At 39.0% G+C, this 19,518-nt stretch carries 19 protein-coding genes; 7 read left to right on the forward strand and 12 right to left on the reverse strand.

What is annotated here, in order from left to right; translation table 11 throughout:
* Window positions 1-942 (forward strand): EamA family transporter, encoded by a 942-nt coding sequence (locus BMX11_RS09670; protein WP_090883817.1) that lies wholly within the window; start codon window positions 1-3, stop codon window positions 940-942.
* Window positions 943-962: 20 nt separating this feature from the next.
* Here the strand turns inward: BMX11_RS09670 and BMX11_RS09675 are convergent, their stop codons facing one another.
* The 5 genes from BMX11_RS09675 to BMX11_RS09695 all read right to left on the reverse strand — a co-directional run bounded on the left by BMX11_RS09675 (window position 963) and on the right by BMX11_RS09695 (window position 7,017).
* Window positions 963-2,081 carry an N-acetyltransferase gene (locus BMX11_RS09675; protein ID WP_090883864.1) on the reverse strand — a complete coding sequence of 373 codons (1,119 nt, stop codon included), beginning with the start codon at window positions 2,079-2,081 and terminating at the stop codon, window positions 963-965.
* A gap of 72 nt (window positions 2,082-2,153) precedes the next feature.
* Window positions 2,154-2,342: a hypothetical protein gene (locus tag BMX11_RS09680; RefSeq protein WP_090883818.1), complete on the reverse strand. Its 189-nt coding sequence runs from the start codon at window positions 2,340-2,342 to the stop codon at window positions 2,154-2,156.
* Window positions 2,343-2,430: 88 nt separating this feature from the next.
* Window positions 2,431-2,997, reverse strand: a complete 567-nt coding sequence (gene scpB, locus BMX11_RS09685) for an SMC-Scp complex subunit ScpB (protein ID WP_090883819.1) — start codon at window positions 2,995-2,997, stop codon at window positions 2,431-2,433.
* 251 nt (window positions 2,998-3,248) lie between these two features.
* Window positions 3,249-6,245 (reverse strand): ligand-binding sensor domain-containing protein, encoded by a 2,997-nt coding sequence (locus BMX11_RS09690; protein ID WP_090883820.1) that lies wholly within the window; start codon window positions 6,243-6,245, stop codon window positions 3,249-3,251.
* Window positions 6,232-7,017 (reverse strand): LytR/AlgR family response regulator transcription factor, encoded by a 786-nt coding sequence (locus tag BMX11_RS09695; RefSeq protein ID WP_090883821.1) that lies wholly within the window; start codon window positions 7,015-7,017, stop codon window positions 6,232-6,234. The genes BMX11_RS09690 and BMX11_RS09695 overlap by 14 nt, the downstream gene beginning before the upstream one ends.
* 125 nt (window positions 7,018-7,142) lie before the next feature.
* On the opposite strand from BMX11_RS09695, the gene BMX11_RS09700 reads away from it, so the two are divergent.
* The 4 genes from BMX11_RS09700 (at window position 7,143) to BMX11_RS09715 (ending at window position 10,489) form a co-directional block, all read left to right on the forward strand.
* Window positions 7,143-7,865, forward strand: a complete 723-nt coding sequence (locus BMX11_RS09700) for a ferritin-like domain-containing protein (RefSeq protein ID WP_090883822.1) — start codon at window positions 7,143-7,145, stop codon at window positions 7,863-7,865.
* An 18-nt stretch (window positions 7,866-7,883) separates the two neighbouring features.
* Complete coding sequence (locus BMX11_RS09705; protein ID WP_090883823.1) at window positions 7,884-8,741, forward strand: ferritin-like domain-containing protein; 858 nt, start codon at window positions 7,884-7,886, stop codon at window positions 8,739-8,741.
* 320 nt (window positions 8,742-9,061) lie between these two features.
* Window positions 9,062-9,304: a hypothetical protein gene (locus tag BMX11_RS09710; protein WP_090883824.1), complete on the forward strand. Its 243-nt coding sequence runs from the start codon at window positions 9,062-9,064 to the stop codon at window positions 9,302-9,304.
* Window positions 9,305-9,484: 180 nt separating this feature from the next.
* Window positions 9,485-10,489 (forward strand): fibronectin type III domain-containing protein, encoded by a 1,005-nt coding sequence (locus tag BMX11_RS09715; protein WP_090883825.1) that lies wholly within the window; start codon window positions 9,485-9,487, stop codon window positions 10,487-10,489.
* 693 nt (window positions 10,490-11,182) lie between these two features.
* Here BMX11_RS09715 and BMX11_RS09720 read toward each other — a convergent pair.
* Both BMX11_RS09720 and BMX11_RS09725 read right to left on the reverse strand, forming a co-directional pair.
* Window positions 11,183-11,686 carry a hypothetical protein gene (locus BMX11_RS09720; RefSeq protein ID WP_090883826.1) on the reverse strand — a complete coding sequence of 168 codons (504 nt, stop codon included), beginning with the start codon at window positions 11,684-11,686 and terminating at the stop codon, window positions 11,183-11,185.
* A 19-nt stretch (window positions 11,687-11,705) separates the two neighbouring features.
* Window positions 11,706-12,830: a CofH family radical SAM protein gene (locus tag BMX11_RS09725; protein WP_090883827.1), complete on the reverse strand. Its 1,125-nt coding sequence runs from the start codon at window positions 12,828-12,830 to the stop codon at window positions 11,706-11,708.
* 132 nt (window positions 12,831-12,962) lie between these two features.
* Between BMX11_RS09725 and BMX11_RS09730 the strand changes: the two genes are divergently transcribed.
* Together BMX11_RS09730 and BMX11_RS09735 are read left to right on the forward strand one after the other, a co-directional pair.
* Entirely contained in the window at window positions 12,963-14,207 is a 1,245-nt protein-coding gene (locus BMX11_RS09730; protein ID WP_090883828.1) for a M16 family metallopeptidase, read from the forward strand.
* The gene (locus BMX11_RS09735) at window positions 14,200-15,471 is read left to right on the forward strand and encodes a M16 family metallopeptidase (RefSeq protein ID WP_090883829.1); all 1,272 of its coding nucleotides are present in this window, start codon (window positions 14,200-14,202) and stop codon (window positions 15,469-15,471) included. The genes BMX11_RS09730 and BMX11_RS09735 overlap by 8 nt, the downstream gene beginning before the upstream one ends.
* A 53-nt stretch (window positions 15,472-15,524) precedes the next feature.
* On the opposite strand, the gene ppnP is transcribed toward BMX11_RS09735, so the two are convergent.
* The 5 genes from ppnP to BMX11_RS09760 form a co-directional block, all read right to left on the reverse strand.
* Entirely contained in the window at window positions 15,525-15,806 is a 282-nt protein-coding gene (ppnP, locus tag BMX11_RS09740; RefSeq protein ID WP_090883830.1) for a pyrimidine/purine nucleoside phosphorylase, read from the reverse strand.
* A gap of 12 nt (window positions 15,807-15,818) precedes the next feature.
* Window positions 15,819-16,118 carry a hypothetical protein gene (locus tag BMX11_RS09745; protein WP_090883831.1) on the reverse strand — a complete coding sequence of 100 codons (300 nt, stop codon included), beginning with the start codon at window positions 16,116-16,118 and terminating at the stop codon, window positions 15,819-15,821.
* A gap of 104 nt (window positions 16,119-16,222) precedes the next feature.
* Entirely contained in the window at window positions 16,223-17,128 is a 906-nt protein-coding gene (locus BMX11_RS09750) for a hypothetical protein (protein ID WP_090883832.1), read from the reverse strand.
* Entirely contained in the window at window positions 17,125-17,520 is a 396-nt protein-coding gene (locus BMX11_RS09755; RefSeq protein WP_090883833.1) for a hypothetical protein, read from the reverse strand. The genes BMX11_RS09750 and BMX11_RS09755 overlap by 4 nt, the downstream gene beginning before the upstream one ends.
* A gap of 82 nt (window positions 17,521-17,602) precedes the next feature.
* A complete protein-coding gene (locus BMX11_RS09760; RefSeq protein ID WP_090883834.1) occupies window positions 17,603-19,438 on the reverse strand; it encodes an outer membrane protein assembly factor BamB family protein in 1,836 nt (611 codons plus the stop codon).
* Window positions 19,439-19,518: the final 80 nt, after the last annotated feature.

Genomic DNA, 19,518 nt, shown 5'->3' on the forward strand with positions numbered 1-19,518 from the left:
ATGATGAGCAGTGTAAATAAAACAGCATCCCCCTGGGCAGTATATCTTGCCTTCGCGATTGTGTATATCGTTTGGGGCTCCACCTACTTTTTTATTCAGAAAGCATTGGTAGGATTTCCACCATTTATTTTAGGCGCATTTAGGTTTATTGTTGCAGGATTATTAATGCTGATCTGGTGTAAGATTAGGGGCGAGCGCATTTGGAACAGCGGCACGATTAAAATTGCAGCCATTAGTGGATTTCTTATGCTCGGACTAGGAAATGGGATTGTGATTTGGGTTGAGCAATACATTCCGAGTGGTTTGGTGGCTATTGTTGTGGCTTCTGCAGCCATGTGGTTTGTCATCTTGGATAAACCCAAATGGAAAGAAAACTTTAGTGATAAATACATCCTATCGGGATTAGTGGTCGGTTTTATCGGGGTGGTATTGCTTTTCAGTTCACAATTAGCAGGAATTTTAAATGCACCGCAGGGTAAATTTCAGTTAATTGGTATAATATTGTTAGCCTTGGGACCTATCGCCTGGGCTGGAGGTTCTTTGTATTCCAAATATTACCCAACTACCGGTAGTTCAGTGTCTGTAAATACAGGATGGCAAATGTTAATTGCAGGTTTTGCCTTTCTCCCTGGTGGAATATTCAATGCTGAGTTTACCGCGTTGAACTGGTCTGAAATTCCACTAGATTCTTGGTTGTCTATTACTTATTTGATATTATTCGGGTCAATAGCGGCTTTTAGTGCCTATGTGTGGTTACTTAAGGTGCGTCCGGCTACTGAGGTGAGCACCTACGCTTACGTTAATCCTGTAGTAGCAGTAATCCTTAGCGTAACTTTTACAGATGAAAGGGTAACGTTGATGCAAATCCTCGGACTGGTAGTTGTTTTGGCGAGCATTTTATTGATTAACCTGCCGAAATATAAAAAAGGTGTAGATGCTTAATTCTACACCTTTTAATAAACTTAAAAAATCTTACGGAGTGTTAAGTGTCTTTTGCCAAAAGTTGCCCCTGTGGCTTCGTGAATGGCAAGCATCTTATCGTTAAAATCGCCCACCCAGCTTAGTTCCAATTCATCATACTGTTTTAGCGGTAAAACATATTCTTTCAATTTGATGAAAAGGGCAGATTCCAGACCATGTTTTTGGTAGGCTGATTTTGTACCCATTACAATGGCGCGCATTCTGCTTACACCCACCCACCTGCGGTAAGCGAATTTTAGTTTTTCAATTAATCCAAGTTTTCCATTGAAGCCCTTGATCATCTGATTGGCATCAGGAATGATAACTACAAAAGAAGCAGGCTCTCCATTAAGATAGGCAAACCAGATCAGTTTCTCATCCATAATTGGCTTCATGCTATTGAAACTTTCCTGGAGCGTTTCTTTTTTAATGGGAACAAAATTTTCAAAATCCTTCCAGGCATCGTTATATATTTCCATGAGGTCGGAAATATATTTATCGGCATTTTTTGAGGAAAAATGCTCAAAGGTATAATCGGGCTTTTTAGCTACCCAATTGGCAATCTTGGTAAAGCGCTCAGGAAAAGGTTTATTTACGGCTAAGTGATTGGTAATCTGCTCGTACATTTTTTCAAAGCCATAAGCCTCGAAAAGTGCTTTGTAATAGGGAAGGTGATAGTTCATTCCGAAAGAAGGAGGAGTGAATCCCTCAACCAGAAGTCCCCAGAAAGTATCGTTTTCTCCAAAATTAATTGGGCCATCCATGGCTTTCATGCCTCTCTCTACCAGCCATTGCTTTGCAGTATCAAATAATAGATTGGCTGCGTTCTGATCATTTATACACTCGAAAAAGCCAATTCCTCCGGTTGGCTGCTCGTAATTATGGGCTTTCTTTTCATTGATAAAGGCCGCAATTCGTCCAATCAATTGTCCGTGTTCATCTTTCAATACCCAACGAGTGCATTGGCCGTGATTAAAGAAGTTATTTTTTGTAGGGTTAAATACATTTTCAACTTCTATATCTAATGGGCAGATCCAGTTTTTATCGTTCTGGTAAATGATTTTTGCTGTTTGGAGAAAGTCTTTTTTTAACTGAGGATTAGCAACGGGTATAATTTGCATAGCAGATTTAAAATTAAAAAGCATCCAACCACAAGGTAGGATGCTTTTTCAAATATATAAGTTTTTTAATATTTAGTAATCGTCGTCGTCATCATCATAGTCGAAATTATCCAGATCGTCTAAGGGCATATCAAAGTCGTCTTCGTCGTCATCTTGTGATTTTTTGGCAGGTTTTAAATCTGCATCATCTTCAAAATCATCATTCTCTTCTACCTCTTTTTTGGTAGTCGGTTTTGCTGGGGATTTCTTTGGAGTTTTCATTACACAAAAATAAAAATTGCTTTTATAGTTTAAAAATACAAAAAAACTTTTTTTAATAACGAACTGTAATCAAAGAAATTAAAATTATTTATTCTACCGTTTCACCTACCGTGTTTTCTTCTTTAACGATATCTTTTAGCTGCGGCAGCTGAGAAAGATTCTGAAGTCCGAAGTAATCCATAAACATTGGACTGGTGCTATACAGGATAGGTCTTCCTGGTGTTTCTGCCTTGCCATCCATAGTGATCAGTTCCTTTTCTAAAAGTCGCTGAACAGAATAATCGGAGTTCACGCCGCGAATTTGTTCGATCTCTAATTTGGTGATGGGTTGTCTGTAAGCAATGATGGCTAACGTTTCCATTGCCGCCTGGCTTAATTTTTTCTTTGATCGGTGTAACTGTAATTGATTTACCGTTTCGTGGTATTCCTTTTTAGTTAAAAACTGGTATCCATTATTGATGTGCACCAGCTGCAAGATAGAATCTTCGAGATTATATTTATCTCTAATAGCTTCAATATGGTCTAGCACAAATATTTCATCATATTCGGCACTGAAAACAGTATTTAAAGCAAGTATAACTTCCTGAAGGGAGATACTTTGTACAGAAGAAAATATGAGGGCCTCGATGTGTCTGGAAATGTGTGTTTCTGGCATATACAAAAGTATAATTTTTAGGCATAAAAAAAGCGGTCTCGCTTTTTTGAAACAAGACCGCTTTCAACACACAAATGAAACCTGAATTAAGATATAGTTTTAGGTTAGGTTATTAAATATCTATATCAATTCTATAAGAACGTTTTGATAAACACTATCGTTTATTTATAATACAAGTTTAAGGCTATTGAGGATTGGAACTCAGTTCTATTTAGTGAGTGGTATTAATAATTGAGTAAACGGTAATTATCTCATTTTAACGGTATAGAAATGGATACGGTAGTGCCGTTTACACTGTTTTGTTTAACAGATAGGTGTATAGGTTTTGCTCCAATCTGGCCTAAAAGATTTAATCTTTCTTTGGTGAGCTGCATGCCTTTACTAATATGCGATTCTTTTTTGTTTCGTAATGAGTTGTCAATACCTATTCCATCATCAATAATTTCGATGTTTAAATAGAACTCATCTTGCAAGTTGATATTGATTTGTATTTCTCCGCCAGTTTCTTTCGGCATAATGCCATGCCATATTGCATTTTCTACATAAGGTTGCAGGAGCATGGATGGAATAAAGATTTCTTCCTCATCAATTTCTTCATCTATGTGGAATACATATTTCAACTTATCGCCAAAGCGATTTTTTTCCAGTTTCAAGTAAAGGTTAAGATATTCTAATTCCTCTTGTAAAGAAATATAACTTTTGGTACAGATTTCTAAGTTTTTGCGGATCAATCTGGCAAAACCAGTCAATACTTTGTTTGCCGATGCCGTATTTTGCGTATTGATGTAATGTTGAATGGAATTCATTACGTTGAAAACAAAATGGGGATTCATCATCGCCTGCAGGGCTTGTTGTTCGAGCATTAACACCTTGTTTTTTAAAAGTAGCTGCTGTTGTTCCTTATCTTTCTGTTTTCTGGTGATGTAAACCGCTACTTTGTAAAAAATGTACGCCACCAACAAAATTAGAATGGATAAAAACCATAGACTTTGCCAGAAATGTTTTTTGATGGTGAAGGAAATCTTCGCTGGAGGACCCCAGTTGCCGTTTTGGCTTTTAGCACTTACCTCAAAAACGTAATCACCAGATTGTAATGACGAGAAATCCAGACGACGGGTACGGGTTTCTACCCAAGCCGAGTTTTCATTCAGACGGTATCGGTAAGTAATATCGCTTGTCGTGAAATCAACTGCACTAAAAGTGAAAAGGATGGTATTGTTGCCTGTTTCAAAAACAAAATTATTTTGATCTATGGGTAATCGTTCATTATCTCTAATGATGGAGGTAACATAAACCTTTGGCAGGTTTTTACTGATATTCTGATTGTTGTATTTAAAGAGGATAAGGCCTTTATTTGTTGTGAAATAAGCTGTGCTATCATCGATAAAAAGATTGTTGATATCATCGCTTAGAAGGTCTTTCCCGTAATCAAAATTGGCCACACTAGGCTTTTTGGGGTAATTAACGATCTTATTTACCCCCTTGTTAGTGAGTACCCAGATTTCATTGTTTTTAATGAATATTTTAGTGCAGATATTATTGGTTAGTCCATCGGCTTGAGTAATTTGCCTCGCAATTTTATTGTCTTTGTAAAAGATTAATCCATAACCATCCGTAGCCAAAATGAGCGTTCCATCTGGCAGTTGCTGAATATCGTTTATCCTTTTGGTGAGCAGTGGGCTGTTTTCAAAATGTTTAATTAACCTGCTATTAGAAAACTGGGATAGACCATTGATGTTGGAAAACCAAAGATTACCAGTTTGATCGTAAAATACATGATAGGAGCGATCTTTAAAGAAATCTTCTTTCTCTCTGTACTTTAGGGAATTAAATTCAAATTTGTTGAGCCTGTCTGATAGGAAAACTACCCCAGAGGAAAGGGCTAAGGCAAGGTGATTATTGTTGTCGCTTAAGCTGAAGTGCTTAATTACGAACATAGAATTATTGGTTTCTTTTAAATAATTAACTTCGTTAGTGGTTTTGTAAATGTTCTTAAACACGCCCATTCCATAATCGGAAGCAAAATATATAGACTGATTTTTAGGGTCGTAATTGATTTGTTTTATGGTTTTATATTTTTTAAAATCATCAAGGCCAACCTCCTCCACCTGGTAATTCTGGATATTGAGAATATCGATCACGGCATCATCTGTACCTAACCACAATCTGTTTTTGGCATCTTTGGTAATACTTTTAATAACATTACTACTAAGCCCTGATTCTGCATCAATAATAGACAGTCTGTTATTTACGTTTGGTAACATGTAAATCCCCTGATTGGTAGCAAACCAGATGTTTTGGTTCTTGTCTTTAATGGCTTGATTTACCGAAATATCCTGGAGATATTGTACTGTTTTTCCACTTTTATTAAGAGCAAATGCACCATTGGCATTGGCCAGCCAAACTTCCTTAGCAGATTGATCATAGTAGAAGTAACCCGACATATTTTTGATCAGGTTTTGAGGTATGGGGATGAGTGTATTTATTGCCCCGTTTTTGAACTCCTTTAAGCCTGACTGGTCAAGGTAAAGCATTGATTTTTGTACGGTATTATCGGCCGTCATGTAGGAGAGTGGTTGCACCTTTGACTGGCTTAAAACAAATGTTTTACCGTTAAATTGTTGAACGCTTAAGTCGCTGTAGGCATAGATGTTACCTTCTTCATCCTCATGGATAAAGGCATTTATAAACTTGTCGTTTTCGTGGGGAGATACATATTTTTTAATATTTTTTCCATCCCAGCAAACAATTAAGTTCGAGTTGGTCCCGAGCCATATTCTGCCTTGTTTATCTTGCAGAAATGAAACTATAACCGTGTTTGAGTTTAATTTTTTAAGTAGTATATCGTTGTCCTGATTATAGAATTTCCCTTCTTTGAGGTAGCTTAATTGGCCATTTAGGGCGAAGAACCAAATCCGACCTTGTTTATCTTCGGTCATCTGTAGGATTTGTGTATCGGGAAGGCCATCCTCAATAGTGAAATTTTGAAAATTGGTTCCATCAAAACGGCTTAAACCATTGTCTGTTGCTATCCAAATAAAGCCTTTATCATCTTGTAAAATGTAGTAGCAATTGTTGCTGGCTAAGCCATTTTTAGAGGTGTAATGGGGCAGGTAAGTGGTTTGCGACCATGTCTTTAAGTTTGAAAGTAGTAAAAAAACAATCAATACAAATGGCGTAAAACCAGCTTTTTTTAAAGTTGAAAACGAGTTTTTAAGAACTGACGGTATGGTTTTAATGTTCGCCATTTGCTTTGGTGAATATTTTTATCTTTTCGAAGAAATCAGTTGCCCGTCTGCGGGAAATGTTAATGCTTTCGCCATTTTTAAGTAAAGCCTGAAGTCCGTTTTTAGAATTGTATTCTTTGAGGTGGTTGAGGTTGATGATACTGGATTTATGGATCCTTACAAACTGATCGGAGGGCAGTAATTCTTCAAACTCCCTAAGCACTTTAGAAACGGTTATTTTATCTTGATTAGTTAGATGAAATACAGAATAATTACTGTCGGCTTCTACGTAAATGATTTCATCAACATCTATCATTTTAAAGCCCTGGCCATAGGGGAGGGTGAGTTTTTTTATTTCAGATCTGCTGGATAGTGTGTTAGCAAGATTGTTGATTCGATTATCGTGGTCAGGTTGCTTTTGAACCCTTTTGAGGTGGTGGCTTACCTTCTCTACTGCAATTTTAAGCTCGTCAATATCAATGGGTTTAAGCAGGTAATCGAGCGCATTAGCTTTGATCGCTTTTAGGGCATATTGATCGTAAGCAGTGGTGAAAATCACTTCAGCCTGATGCTTCTGCGCATCCGGTATCAGCTCAAATCCATTTCCGCCAGGCATGGCTATATCTAAAAAAATAAGGTTAATGGGGTGGTTTTCTAAAAGCTCTTTGGCTTCCGCAACAGACCTTGCAATGCCCGTAATTTCTACCTCCGGGCAGTTCTGTTGCAGCAAAAAAAACAATGATGAACGTGCAAATTCCTCATCATCAACAATTATGGCTTTTAGTGTACTCATAGCAATAGGTTGGTGAATGTATTAAAAAGCGGTTGTAAAAAAAAATGTAAACTGTAAAAACCGCCCTTAGAATTGTCACGTATGTATCATCAAACGAAATCAAAAACCCTAAAATAAAAGGACATATGAAAAACAAAGAACTAGAAACTCAGAATGAAATTCAAGAGACAAGTTTCTTGAATGGCTCGCTAGGAAGAAGGTCATTTCTTCAATATGCAGGTGCTAGTGCTGCAGGTATAGCGTTGGTAGCCGCCGGATGTAAAAAGGACAGAGGCTACAATGATGTTAACATGGGGGCTACGTTAGATTTTAAAGATGATTTTGGTGTATTGAACTACGCTTATGCTTTAGAACAACTAGAGGCTGCATTTTATGTGAAAGTAGCATCGGCACCGCCTTCAACTTTTACTACTGCTCAAAAAGCTTATTTTCAGGATATTCAATTTCACGAGATTGCACACCGTGAGTTTTTCAAAAATGCGTTAGGAACCTCCGCAATTGGAAGCTTAGAGGTAGATTTTTCTTCTATTGATTTTACGAGTGCAACCAGTGTTTTAGGTGCTGCACAAGCTTTTGAAGATTTAGGCGTAGCGGCTTATAATGGTGCTGGAGTGAGAATTAAAAGTACCGATTATCTGGTTTTGGCAGGTAAGATTGTTTCCGTTGAAGCCCGTCATGCGGCTTACATCAGAGATTTAATCTCTAATGGATCATTTGCAGATTTAACTTCGCTTACTGCTTTAGGAGCCAATAATGCTGGTGGATTAGATGCGGCTTTAACGCCTGATAAGGTTTTGGCTGCTGCTGGCAAGTATATCAAAACCAAAATTAATGTTATCAATCTTTAATTTTTAAAACAGACAATCATGAATATCTTAAATATATTAGACGAAATTGAAAAAGTTGATGGTGAAATCTATGAGAGATTAAGCCCACGCCGTAAAGCCATGAAAGATTTTTTCAATGTTGGAAAGAAAATTTCATTTGCTGCCCTGCCTTTGGCATTGGGATCAATGTTCCAAAAGGCCTATGGTCAAAGTAATCCAACTAGCGTTACGGAAGTTTTAAACTTCGCCTTGGCTTTAGAATATCTGGAATGGAACTACTACAACCGCGCATTAACATTGGCTACAGCTACTTATATTCCAACCGGAGCGCCGAGGGCTGCTATTACCACTATCCGTGATCACGAACGTGCGCATGTTGATTTGTTAAAAGGTGCTTTGAACATAACCGGAGCCGATTCGTATACTTTTGCTGATTTTGATTTTACTGCGGGAGGTATTTTTGGAGATGTATATACCAACTATCAAACGTTTTTAAAAGTAGCTTTGGCTTTTGAGGATACAGGTGTAAGGGCTTATAAAGGCCAGGCTCCAATATTAAAGGGAAATGCTGTATTGACTACCGCTTTACAGATTCACTCTGTAGAGGCACGTCATGCTTCGCATATTCGCCAAATGGTTGCTGCTAACGTAACCGGCGCAAGTGGTTTAAAACCTTGGATTGCCTATACCGGAAACGGAAATGATACGGGTGTTACTGCAGCTGACGGTGTTTACGCTGGTGAACAAAATACCACACAGGCTGGCATTCAAATCACAGCAATTAATGGTACTGCAGTTACACAATCTCAGGCAGCAGAGAGTTTCGATGAGTTTTTAACTGGCTCAGATGTTAAGAAAATTGCTAACTTATTTATCCCGATAAAGAAGTTAACTTAATAAAAAACGCATTGTTTAGGTAATGTTTTGTTTAAGGTAGGGGAGTAGAATTTAGGTTTTACTCCTCTTTTTTTGAGCAATTAATTTACAATTTCCTCATCAATACCTTTACTTTATACCTATAAATCAGCTCATTCCTGGAGTTATAGTCTAAATACAGACTTTTGTCTGCCCCATCCCATTTAACAGTTTAGTTTACGTTGCGCCATAAAGGCGATGGCTTTTCTTGCTGTACATACAACGTTTTGACCATTTCGGATGGCCTGAACAGCGTGTGCTTTAATGCGTTTGTTTTTGTCCCTTCGGCAGAACGATAAACCATGACTAAAAACCAAACGCTCTTTTTATCCCTTCCTCTCAAGTTTTTCCTATTTCTTTTTTGTTTGTTTTCTGCAGCGCAGGCGCAGATTTATCCCGTCCAGGTAACACCGGTACTGGTTCCGCCGTATCCCTTGCATATCAACGAATACTATGGGGGTACTACCGAGCGGCTTGCGGTAATACTAACCAATACCGACCTGCAAAAGCCGGTGCTGAACGTGCGGCTGCGGATGTACATCTAGGGGCAGGGCCTAAAGCTTAAGAGCCGTGAGGGAGGTTACTATCCCAGTATCAGCCTTGATGCCGGGATTGCCCAAAGGGTTTCGCTGGCTGATCTTAGCCCTTATTTTCAGGCCGATAACCTTGATTTTTCAGGTCTTTCCCGAACAGCTTATGAACGGGAGGGGCGGTTACCCGAAGGGATGTATACTTTCTGCTTCGAGGTTGTTGAGGCCAATACCGGGCAGCTGCTTAGCCGCAAGAGCTGCGCGATGGCTTACCTGGCCCTGAATGATCCGCCGCTGCTTAACCTGCTGGCTAAAGGCGAGCGGATAGCAGCGCGGGAAGTGCAGAATATTGTTTTCCAGTGGACACCCCGGAACATGGGAAGCCCTGCCGCGGCATTCCATACCCGGTATGAGTTTACGCTCAAAGAGCTTTGGGACAGGGGTATGGCCCCTGAAGCGGGCTTTGAAAGCAGTCAGGCGTTATACCAGAGTACCCTAAGCAGTACCACACTGTTGTTAGGCCCCACAGAACCCCAGCTGATCCCCGGGAAGCGTTATGCCTGGCGGGTGCGGGCCATATCAACCTCGCCAACAGGGGAGCAAACCGATAACTACCGCAACCATGGGTGGAGCGAAATCTATTGGTTCGATTACCAGGACGACTGCCAGCCACCTTCTGCTATCCAGGCGAGTATTACCGGTACACAGGCAACCGTGAAATGGGAATCTCCCCCGGGCACCAGGCCTGCCGGTGGCTATACGCTGAAATACCGGGAGCAGGCCTTAAGCGGGGGCAACTCGTACATTATCAACACGCTGGAAACCAGTACAACACTGAATGGCCTAAAACCGGGGCTGGTTTACGAATACCGTATCGGATCTGTTTGTACAACAGGGGGCTTTAGCGCAGGGGCCGACAATGGCACTTACTCGCCTGTTCTTAAGCTGGAAACGGCTGCAAATGCTACAGATGCGGTAACCACAAACTGTGGGATGATTGCTGCAGAGATCAGCATCAGCAATAAAAACCCGATTTCCTCCCTCGCAGCCGGCGAACTGTTTACCGCGGGGAAATTCCCGGTGCGGATAACCAGGTTTTCGGGTAGCAGGAGCTTTAGCGGAGAAGGCTATTTGACCATCCCGATGCTGGGGCAGGTTAATGTAAAGGTGCGGTTTAAGGCAATGCTTGGGATGATGTAGAAGCATTAGGAACGAAAATGTGGATTGTGAGTATTGAGTTAGATTTTTTTTAGAATATCAGCATGAAACATTGTTGTTAGGCTATAGATAAGAAGAAACTATTACATTTCTCTAATGAAGCAGAACGTATAATGTAAAGCTTCCATTTTAGTCGTTCAGTTGGACACCAATACTGGATTTGAAGAAACCATCATTGGTGCACTGGTTAAACTGAAAGAATTTATGACAGATGATTTGAACTCCCCTCTCATCTAAGCATCCATTATTTCAGCCTTCGCTTAAATCTGAAATAAAGTACTGGATTTTGTTCGAAAACGATGCATTCGCAAACTAAAGTTTGGCTGAGTTATGAATACACATTATTTTAATTTAGAGAATTTTTTTCAAAAGGGAGTTATTGATCCTGTAAACACTTAAACCAAAACGGAGATTAAGTAACAGACAATGGACTATGGATTCTTAAATCATCAAGGGGTCTTCGACAGGCTCAGACTGACAAAATGTTCGACCTAAGAGATACCACAGTTATACGCAACTACGAATCGAAAACGCTTAGTATACGCTTACACTACGGCTAATCCACGGTTGATCTACGGCTTATCTACAGATAGTTTAGGACTTATGGCTTAAAGCAAAAAGCCCTCATTAAAATTGAAGGCTTTTTGCTTATATTTTATTTAGAGAAGTATACCACTACTTGATAGATACCGTACTCAAATAAATATCTTTATTTTTAAGGCTCTTTCCGTCGGGCACAATGCAGGTAAAGGTGTATGAAATGCCATCTAAAAAACATACAAGCATAAAAAGATTGCTCTTATTTTCATCACTTCTTGCTTCCATAGTATATGCCCTTTTACCCTGTACCATGATTAGCTTTGTTAGTCCAAATTTATATTTCGGAAAAGAGCCACTAACTCCTATGCCAAAGTCATCTGCAAATTCTTGTTTTTCAATTTCTTCGTTAAAAGTTGGAAGATCCAACTTGGTACTTTTAAGTAAATCAACAATTGAACTCACATAAACAATTCCACTTGTATCTTTCAGTCCATAGCTAATTTCGTTCAGTTTTCTGGGCTGAGTGGGGAAGTTAATGCTTACTCTTTCGGCAATTTGCTGCTGAAACCACTTTTGCTGTGCTTTTACATGCAAACACACCATACTAAGAAGGCTGATTACGATTAATTTTTTAAACATAGAGCGATAATTTAAATGATTAATAAGTGATTACTTGTTCTTCTAAATGTTCTGGTAAGTCGCGGTAGTTGTATTTTTGACCGCGCAATTGTGGTTCAAATCCAGCCGCACGAATAGATTGTTGAATTCCGTTTGCAGTAAACCGGTGAGGTGCACCAGCAGCGGAAACTACATTTTCTTCAATCATGATAGATCCAAAGTCGTTCGCGCCTGCATGTAAACACAACTGAGCAGTTGTTTTACCAACAGTTAACCAGCTGGCCTGGATATTCTTCACATTAGGAAGCATAATCCTGCTTAATGCAATCATCCGAAGATATTCATCCGCAGTTACGGTATTGCTTATACCACGTAAACGTTTTAATAGTGTAGCATCATCCTGGAATGGCCACGGAATAAAGGCTAAGAAACCATTTGCATCTGCAGGCTTTTCACTTTGTACCTGTCTGATCCAAACTAAATGTTCAAAACGTTCTTCTATTGTTTCTACGTGACCGAACATCATGGTTGCTGAAGTGGTGATGTCCAGTTGATGAGCAGCACGCATAACGTCTAACCATTCTTGTCCACCACATTTACCCTTAGAAATTAACCTTCTAACCCTGTCATTCAGAATTTCTGCTCCTGCACCTGGTAAAGAATCCATTCCAGCCTCTTTTAAGGTTTTTAAAACCTCGGTGTGGCTAATACCCTCTAATTTGGCTACGTGAGCAATTTCCGGAGGGCCTAAGGCATGTAATTTTAAATCAGGATATAGTTCTTTTAATTTCTTAAAAAGATCGGCATAAAAAGCAAGACCTAAATCGGGATGGTGCCCGCCTTGTAGTAAGAGCTGATCTCCTCCAAGACGAAAAGTTTCCTCAATTTTAACTTTATAGGTTTCAATATCAGTTATGTAACTTTCGTCGTGACCGGGCCGGCGAAAGAAATTACAAAATTTACAGTTCGCAATACAAACATTCGTGGTATTCACGTTTCGGTCGATTTGCCAGGTTACTTTACCGCTGGGAACTTGTATTTTTCTGAGTTCGTTAGCTACAAACATCAGTGATGCTGTATCTACGTGATGATAAAGATGTACACCTTCTTCGAGTGTTAAGAAATCGAAATGTAGTGCCCTGTGCAGTAAATCGGCTGTATTCATAGTACAAAGATAAATAAAAGTAGTTAGTGAAGGGCTTCACTTCGAACCTATCTCATCAAATTACAAAGCTTTTACCTTACGCACTCAACCTTAACCCTTAAAATTATATCTTTACGCTTCTAAAAATTGATAATGGTAGATTTTAATCGTTTTACACTAGCTAATGGACTTAAGGTTTTGGTGCATGAAGATGCCACTACGCCAATGGCTGTTTTAAATATTTTATATGATGTGGGTGCTCGTGATGAGGATCCCGAAAAAACTGGTTTTGCACATTTGTTTGAGCATTTGATGTTTGGAGGATCTGTAAATATTCCCAGTTACGACGAACCTTTACAGCGTGTAGGTGGAGAAAACAATGCTTTCACCAGCAACGATATTACCAATTATTACATTACGTTGCCGGCAGAAAATCTGGAAACCGCTTTTTGGTTGGAAAGTGACAGGATGTTGAGTTTGGCATTTTCTGAAAAGAGCTTGGAAACGCAGCGGAACGTGGTATCTGAAGAATTTAAGCAGCGTTATCTAAATCAGCCTTATGGCGATGTTTGGTTAAAGTTGCGTCCTTTGGCCTATAAAAAACATGCTTATCGTTGGGCAACCATTGGTAAAGAATTATCGCACATAGAAAATGCGACAATGGTCGATGTAAAAGCATTCTTTAAAAAGCACTACAATCCACAAAACGCAATTATGGTAGTAGGAGGGAATGTTAAAACAGAAGATGTGAAAGCACTGGCTGAGAAATGGTTTGAACCTATTCCGGCGGGGGATAAGTACCTGCGTAATTTGCCACAAGAAGAGGTACAGACAGAGGCGAGGGTAGAAACGGTAACAGCAAATGTGCCGTTAAATGCCATTTATATTGCCTTTAAAATGCCTGAGCGATTAAACCCTGATTTTTATGCCTTTGATTTGCTATCGGATGTACTTTCAAGGGGGCAGTCTTCCAGATTATACAATAGTCTGTTAAAGGAACAGCAATTATTTAGCGATATCAATGCATATATTTCCAGTAGTTTAGATGCCGGTTTGTTTATTGTTGAAGGAAAGCTGGTTGAAGGCGTTTCTATGGAAGAAGCTGAAAAGGCCATTTGGGCGGAGTTGGAGAAAATGAAGAACGAAGTGGTGACCGAAGCAGAACTTACCAAAGTGAAAAATAAGGTTGAATCTGTCCTGGTTTTCTCTGAAATGAGTTTGTTGGATAAGGCAATGAACCTGGCTTATTACGAGTTACTTGGCGATGCTGACTTGTTAAATCAGGAAACCGCCGCATTTTTAAAGGTTACCGCCGAAGATATTAAGCGGATCTCTAATGAAACCTTTACCCATAATTCTTCATCTACCTTATATTATTTAACCCAAGAAAATGCTTAACAGACAACAGGCACCTGATTTTAAGCAGGTATCCACCATAAATTTTATTCAGGCAGAAGAAAGTAAACTTCGAAACAATACGCCTGTTTTTACCATTTACTCTGGTGAACAGGATTTGGTACGTTTAGAATTTATTTTCAGTAACGTAAATTGGGATTTGCAAAAGCCTCTTCAGGCTATTGCCGTAAGTGCCATGTTAAATAGCGGTACAGCGAAAAGGACAGCTAAAGAAATTGCTGAGCAAATTGATTTTTATGGCGCTTTCTTTCAAACAGAATATCTGCAAGATCAATCGAGCGTTACACTGTATACTTTAAATAAGCATTTACCTGCCGTGCTGCCTATTGTAAAAGATGTAATCAGCAATAGCCAGTTTCCACAACATGAGCTGGATATTTATATCCAGAATCAGAAACAGAAGTTACAGGTAAACTTGAAAAAGAATGATGTTTTATCAAGAAAAGAGTTTGCACATGCCTTATTTGGTGATACAGCTTATGGCGTAGACATTCGGGCCGAACATTACGATGCGGTAAAAAGAGATGACTTAGTTGCTTATTTCAAATTGGCTTATGCACCTAATAATTGCACCATTATAGCCTCCGGGAAATTTGAAAAGGAAAGCTTTGAGTTGCTAAATGATGTATTTGGCCAGGATTGGGAAAGTAGTGCAGCGGTTAAAAATAAATTCAGTTTTGTTCAAAAGCAGAAGGAAGCCATTTATAAAGAAAAGCCGGAGGCTATACAATCAGCTATCAGGATTGGTAAACTTGCCATTAACCGCAAGCATGAAGATTTTGCCGGACTACAAATATTAAACACCGTTTTGGGTGGATATTTTGGTTCCAGGCTAATGGCGAATATCCGTGAAGATAAGGGCTACACTTATGGTATAGGTTCTGGAATTTCCTCTTTACACGATGCAGGTTACTTCTTTATTGCAACCGAAGTGGGTGCTGATGTTTGTGCTGATGCTTTGAAGGAAATATACAAAGAAGTAGAGCTCATTAAGAATGAACTTATTTCGGAAGAGGAACTTAACTTGGTAAGAAATTATATGTTAGGCTCTATGCTGGGAAGCCTGGAGAATGTATTTTCTCACGCCGATAAGTTTAAAAATATCTACTTCGCAGGTTTAGATTATGATTATTACCAAAGGTACATTCAAACCGTGAAAACCATCAGTGCTGAAGAATTAAAGCAATTGGCTAATCAATATTTATCGACCGACGATTTTACTGAAGTGATCATCGGGAAAAAATAATGTAGTTTTGATCAACTTATGCTTATTGAAAAGCATAAGTTGATCAGCTTTTTTTATCTATACTGACAAAGATAGGCAGTTTGTACAGTAGCTTTTACCTTGAAAGAATCATTTGCCGGAACTTCGAAAAAACTTCCCGCCTGGAAAGTTTCCCAATCAGATTTCCCACTAAATAATACGGCAAGTTCTCCTTCAATAATGTTCATTATTTCCTTTTGGGCAGTGCCGAACTCATATTCTCCCGGATTAATTACCCCAACGGTAGATTTTCCTGCGGTAGTTTGATAGCCTAGTGATTTTACCTGGCCATCGAAATATTGATTTTCTGTAATCATGATTAATAATTCTTATTGTACTTTGGTTAAGACAGCTTTTTGCTTATCTGCCTGATATATTTTTTTGTAGAAATCTACATATTCATTGTATTTCTCTGGTGCGTATTTTTTATTGTTCATCACTTGCGTACGGGTATAAACAATCGTGTTATCCTTGGTGGTAAACTTAGCAGAATAAGTACCAAACTCTGATGAAATGTCTATGTCTTTGGGTATAAATTCTACCGCATAGCCTTTAGGTAGGGTGTAGCTAATTTCATCTTCGTCATTATAGCAAAACGGGACCGCAAAATAGGTTTTCCGATTCTCCACTTTTAAAGGTATGCTTTCTTTGCGATTAGTTTGGTTAAGTACTAAGAATAATTTATCTCCACCTTTGGTGGTTAATGGGGTGGTTTTAAAATTTATTTCTTCTGTTAAAACAGGTTTGTTTTTGTCTTCCTGTAAATATTTAAGTCCAACGCATCCAGAAAATATAACTGGCCGGCTATTTCTGTTACACCGACTACGTTATTGAATGCAGAAATAACCGGATATCCAGGATGTTGTCCATTTGTTCTGGTGCTAATCAGTACTGGAAAGGCTTTAATTTTGGCTTCCTTCAGAAAAGCTAACAGGGCAAGATTAATATCGGCAGAATTGCCAGTCTTTTTATCAAAAATGCTTTTAGGGTTATTTTCAGATGAAAAAATATCGTAGCGATTATTCCATTTAATTTGTGATTTTAGATGGTTTGTTATTAATTTAACCATAGCAAGGGTGTCTTTTTCTCCCTTTAAAATTGCCGGTAATGTTGATTTTGCCAGACCATTTTTATTCAGGTAGCCTCCAAAATCGTCACGTTCTGCCAATCCAGTAATAATTTTTGGCCATGACCCGTTATAATCCTCGTACATGGAATTTGGGAAATGAGAGGCCCTTAACTCAAATTCAATTTTAGGACGATAGTCATCCATGGTGGTCACAAATGGCTCATCTTTTAATGCTGGTACATTCTCTGCGCAATATTTGTCGTAGCTTGCATTTGAATTTACTCCATTAACATAGTTAGCATTTTCTGTGGTATGAACCGGATGTTGGATTTCAAAATAACCACTCATGTTGTGCTTATAGGTTAAATATTCCGGAATGCGAAGATTGTATTCGGTCCATAGCGTTGGCACACCAGACTGAAAACACCAGCCTCTCAAAGTAAAGATAAAATCTGATTTGATTTTATACTTAAACTCGATGATGGAACCTTCTTTTACATTAGGAAGGGTAAATTTCTTGATGATGTTGTTCTTATCGAAAACCTCTGTGAATTTACCATCCTTGTTCAATTACTGGTTACCATTTTGCCGTCTACCATATTGTAAGTGGCTGCATCCATGTAATTCAAATCTTCCTTACTGGCGCCGCTGCTTCGGTAAAGTTCGATTGGAAAGTTGGCCAAATCGTAGCCATTTTTGTTTAGGATCTTGTATCGGATATGTCTTTCATAAACATAGATGAATGACCCCTGTGGGTTAATTTCAAAATAGCAATTACCCACATCGAACAATTTAATTGCCGAAGCTGCGGAGTCTACTCCGAATGGTTTGGCCTCAAATTCTGAAGGGGCAATCTTCCCGAATTTAAATTCTCTTTTAACTGTGGGGATGTTTTGGGCATAGAGGGATCCGACGCCAATGCATAGCATTGCCATTAGAATTTTCAGAGCGTTTTTCTGCATTATTCTTTAGTTGTTTGGTATTACAATAATAAGTAAGAAACACAGAAAACTAAAAAATATTTTTATTTGCGCTAAAGCATTGTTAGTTAACCTTTAGCCAGCTTACTTTTCCATCCATAGTGCTCATTAAAAGGTTTTTACCGTCAATAACATTTACCGTGTTTACCATAGAATTATCTACTTTATGCCCCCAAATTGTTTTTTGATTTAAGGGATCGATGGCGTAAACTGTTCCATTTTTGGTCCCGAAGAAAACCTGCCCCTCTTTTTCAATCAGCATGGATGGAATGTGTTCATATCCGAAACCTACATTCAGTCGCCAGGCAACTCCCGGATCTGTAGCTTGTGTTTTGTATCCAACAATTTCGTCTTGCATCGTTTTGCCATAAACTGTTAAGCTATCTGCCGATAGTCCGATAGACTCTCTAACCGTTGCTTCCTTGTTTCGCCACAAGGTATTGCCATTATTCGCGTCGATGGCTGTTAGATATCGGTCAGGTGCTGAAATGTAAACAATTCCTTTAGTGGCTACAGGCGTACACATGGCCGGAGAGAACATTCTGTTTCCATGACCGTTGTTCCATTTCCATAATAGTTTTCCCGAATGGAGATCCAGCGCATATAAATGTCTTCCCCAAGAGCCAAAAATAACCTTGCCCTGGTAAATTAGCGGTTTATCTACAATGGAGCCCTCAACTTCATTAAATTCCCAGATTGTTTTACCCGATTGAATGTCTAATGCCCTAAAGGTATGGTCGCTACCGCCAATCAATACCAGGTTACCATCTATCACGGGAGATCCAAGTACTGCATTATTGGTTTTAGATTTCCAGATCACTTTTCCATTTAACAGGTTTAGTGAATAGATATTACCATCTCCCGAGCCTACAATAACTTGTTTTTGAGTAATGATGGGAGAGGAGTAAATAGCGCCCTGGGTTTGAAAAGTCCAGCTCTTTTTACCTGTTTTAGCGTTAAGGGCTTCGATTAACCCCAGGCTGTTGCCAAAAACAACTATATTTTCTGCATAAGCAGGAGTATTTACAACATTGGCACCGGAGTGATAAGTCCAAACGGGTTTTACATTTGGATATTGGGTGTTGATTGTGAACACGGGGCGCGTATATTTTTTTGTTATATCATTAGTGAATGGATGCAGTACTATTTTTCGCCATACAGGTAACAGTTCCTGGGTAGGTTTTTTAGTGGCAAAAAAGACCGAATCTTTAGTCATGGTTACGATGTTGTAACCGCCAATACTATCTTTTGCCCTTAAGTTAGAACGACCCATGGTGGCTTCTATGCCTTCGAAATTATACGCATGGTTATTGTGCCCATGTCCACATAAGGCATACTGGATATTGTATTTTTTAAGCCGGTCTGTTGCTTCGTACCAGTTATCTAAACTATTGTCTAGGGGATAGTGATTTAAAAATACAATGGGTTTGTTTTTTGGTGTGCTTTTTAATGTTTTTTCTAACCAAACAGTGGCATCTCTGGGGATATGACCATCGCTCATGCGTACATATGGCCCAGAAGCGCAAGCGATGAACCGGTAGCCCTTATGGTCAAATACAAACTTATCGTTACCAAACTCCTTAATAAAATTTACCCCACCAGATTCGGACCAGCCTGTGTCATGGTTACCGGGGATGATGTAATAGGGCTTCCTGAGCTCTGCTAATATGCTTTTAGCCAATTTCAATTCGTCATTGGTACCCATTTCGGTAATATCGCCAGTAATGACAATAAAATCGAGGTTTTGCTGCTCATTGATATCTGCCACTGTTCGGCGTAAATCTTCTTCTCCCGTACCCGAACCTACGTGAGTATCGGTTACAAAGGCGTATTTAAAAGTTTGTGCGAAAGTGCCTAAGCTTAAAAAAATAAGTAGGGCAAGGATGGCCGTTCTTCTCATTGCGGGTTTTTGCTGTTTAGTTCAAGTAAATATGCGTATTTGTGCGGGTATTTGTTTTGTGTAATAGGAATTTTATATTC

The sequence above is a fragment of the Pedobacter rhizosphaerae genome (genome assembly GCF_900111155.1).
Classification (GTDB): Bacteria; Bacteroidota; Bacteroidia; order Sphingobacteriales; family Sphingobacteriaceae; genus Pedobacter; species Pedobacter rhizosphaerae.

Coding starts and splice junctions, on each gene's coding strand:
- BMX11_RS09670 (WP_090883817.1), top strand. CDS start 1: ATGATGAGCAGTGTAAATAAAACAGCATCCCCCTGGGCAGTATATCTT.
- BMX11_RS09675 (WP_090883864.1), bottom strand. CDS start 2,081: ATGCAAATTATACCCGTTGCTAATCCTCAGTTAAAAAAAGACTTTCTC.
- BMX11_RS09680 (WP_090883818.1), bottom strand. CDS start 2,342: ATGAAAACTCCAAAGAAATCCCCAGCAAAACCGACTACCAAAAAAGAG.
- scpB (WP_090883819.1), bottom strand. CDS start 2,997: ATGCCAGAAACACACATTTCCAGACACATCGAGGCCCTCATATTTTCT.
- BMX11_RS09690 (WP_090883820.1), bottom strand. CDS start 6,245: ATGGCGAACATTAAAACCATACCGTCAGTTCTTAAAAACTCGTTTTCA.
- BMX11_RS09695 (WP_090883821.1), bottom strand. CDS start 7,017: ATGAGTACACTAAAAGCCATAATTGTTGATGATGAGGAATTTGCACGT.
- BMX11_RS09700 (WP_090883822.1), top strand. CDS start 7,143: ATGAAAAACAAAGAACTAGAAACTCAGAATGAAATTCAAGAGACAAGT.
- BMX11_RS09705 (WP_090883823.1), top strand. CDS start 7,884: ATGAATATCTTAAATATATTAGACGAAATTGAAAAAGTTGATGGTGAA.
- BMX11_RS09710 (WP_090883824.1), top strand. CDS start 9,062: ATGACTAAAAACCAAACGCTCTTTTTATCCCTTCCTCTCAAGTTTTTC.
- BMX11_RS09715 (WP_090883825.1), top strand. CDS start 9,485: ATGTATACTTTCTGCTTCGAGGTTGTTGAGGCCAATACCGGGCAGCTG.
- BMX11_RS09720 (WP_090883826.1), bottom strand. CDS start 11,686: ATGTTTAAAAAATTAATCGTAATCAGCCTTCTTAGTATGGTGTGTTTG.
- BMX11_RS09725 (WP_090883827.1), bottom strand. CDS start 12,830: ATGAATACAGCCGATTTACTGCACAGGGCACTACATTTCGATTTCTTA.
- BMX11_RS09730 (WP_090883828.1), top strand. CDS start 12,963: ATGGTAGATTTTAATCGTTTTACACTAGCTAATGGACTTAAGGTTTTG.
- BMX11_RS09735 (WP_090883829.1), top strand. CDS start 14,200: ATGCTTAACAGACAACAGGCACCTGATTTTAAGCAGGTATCCACCATA.
- ppnP (WP_090883830.1), bottom strand. CDS start 15,806: ATGATTACAGAAAATCAATATTTCGATGGCCAGGTAAAATCACTAGGC.
- BMX11_RS09755 (WP_090883833.1), bottom strand. CDS start 17,520: ATGCAGAAAAACGCTCTGAAAATTCTAATGGCAATGCTATGCATTGGC.
- BMX11_RS09760 (WP_090883834.1), bottom strand. CDS start 19,438: ATGAGAAGAACGGCCATCCTTGCCCTACTTATTTTTTTAAGCTTAGGC.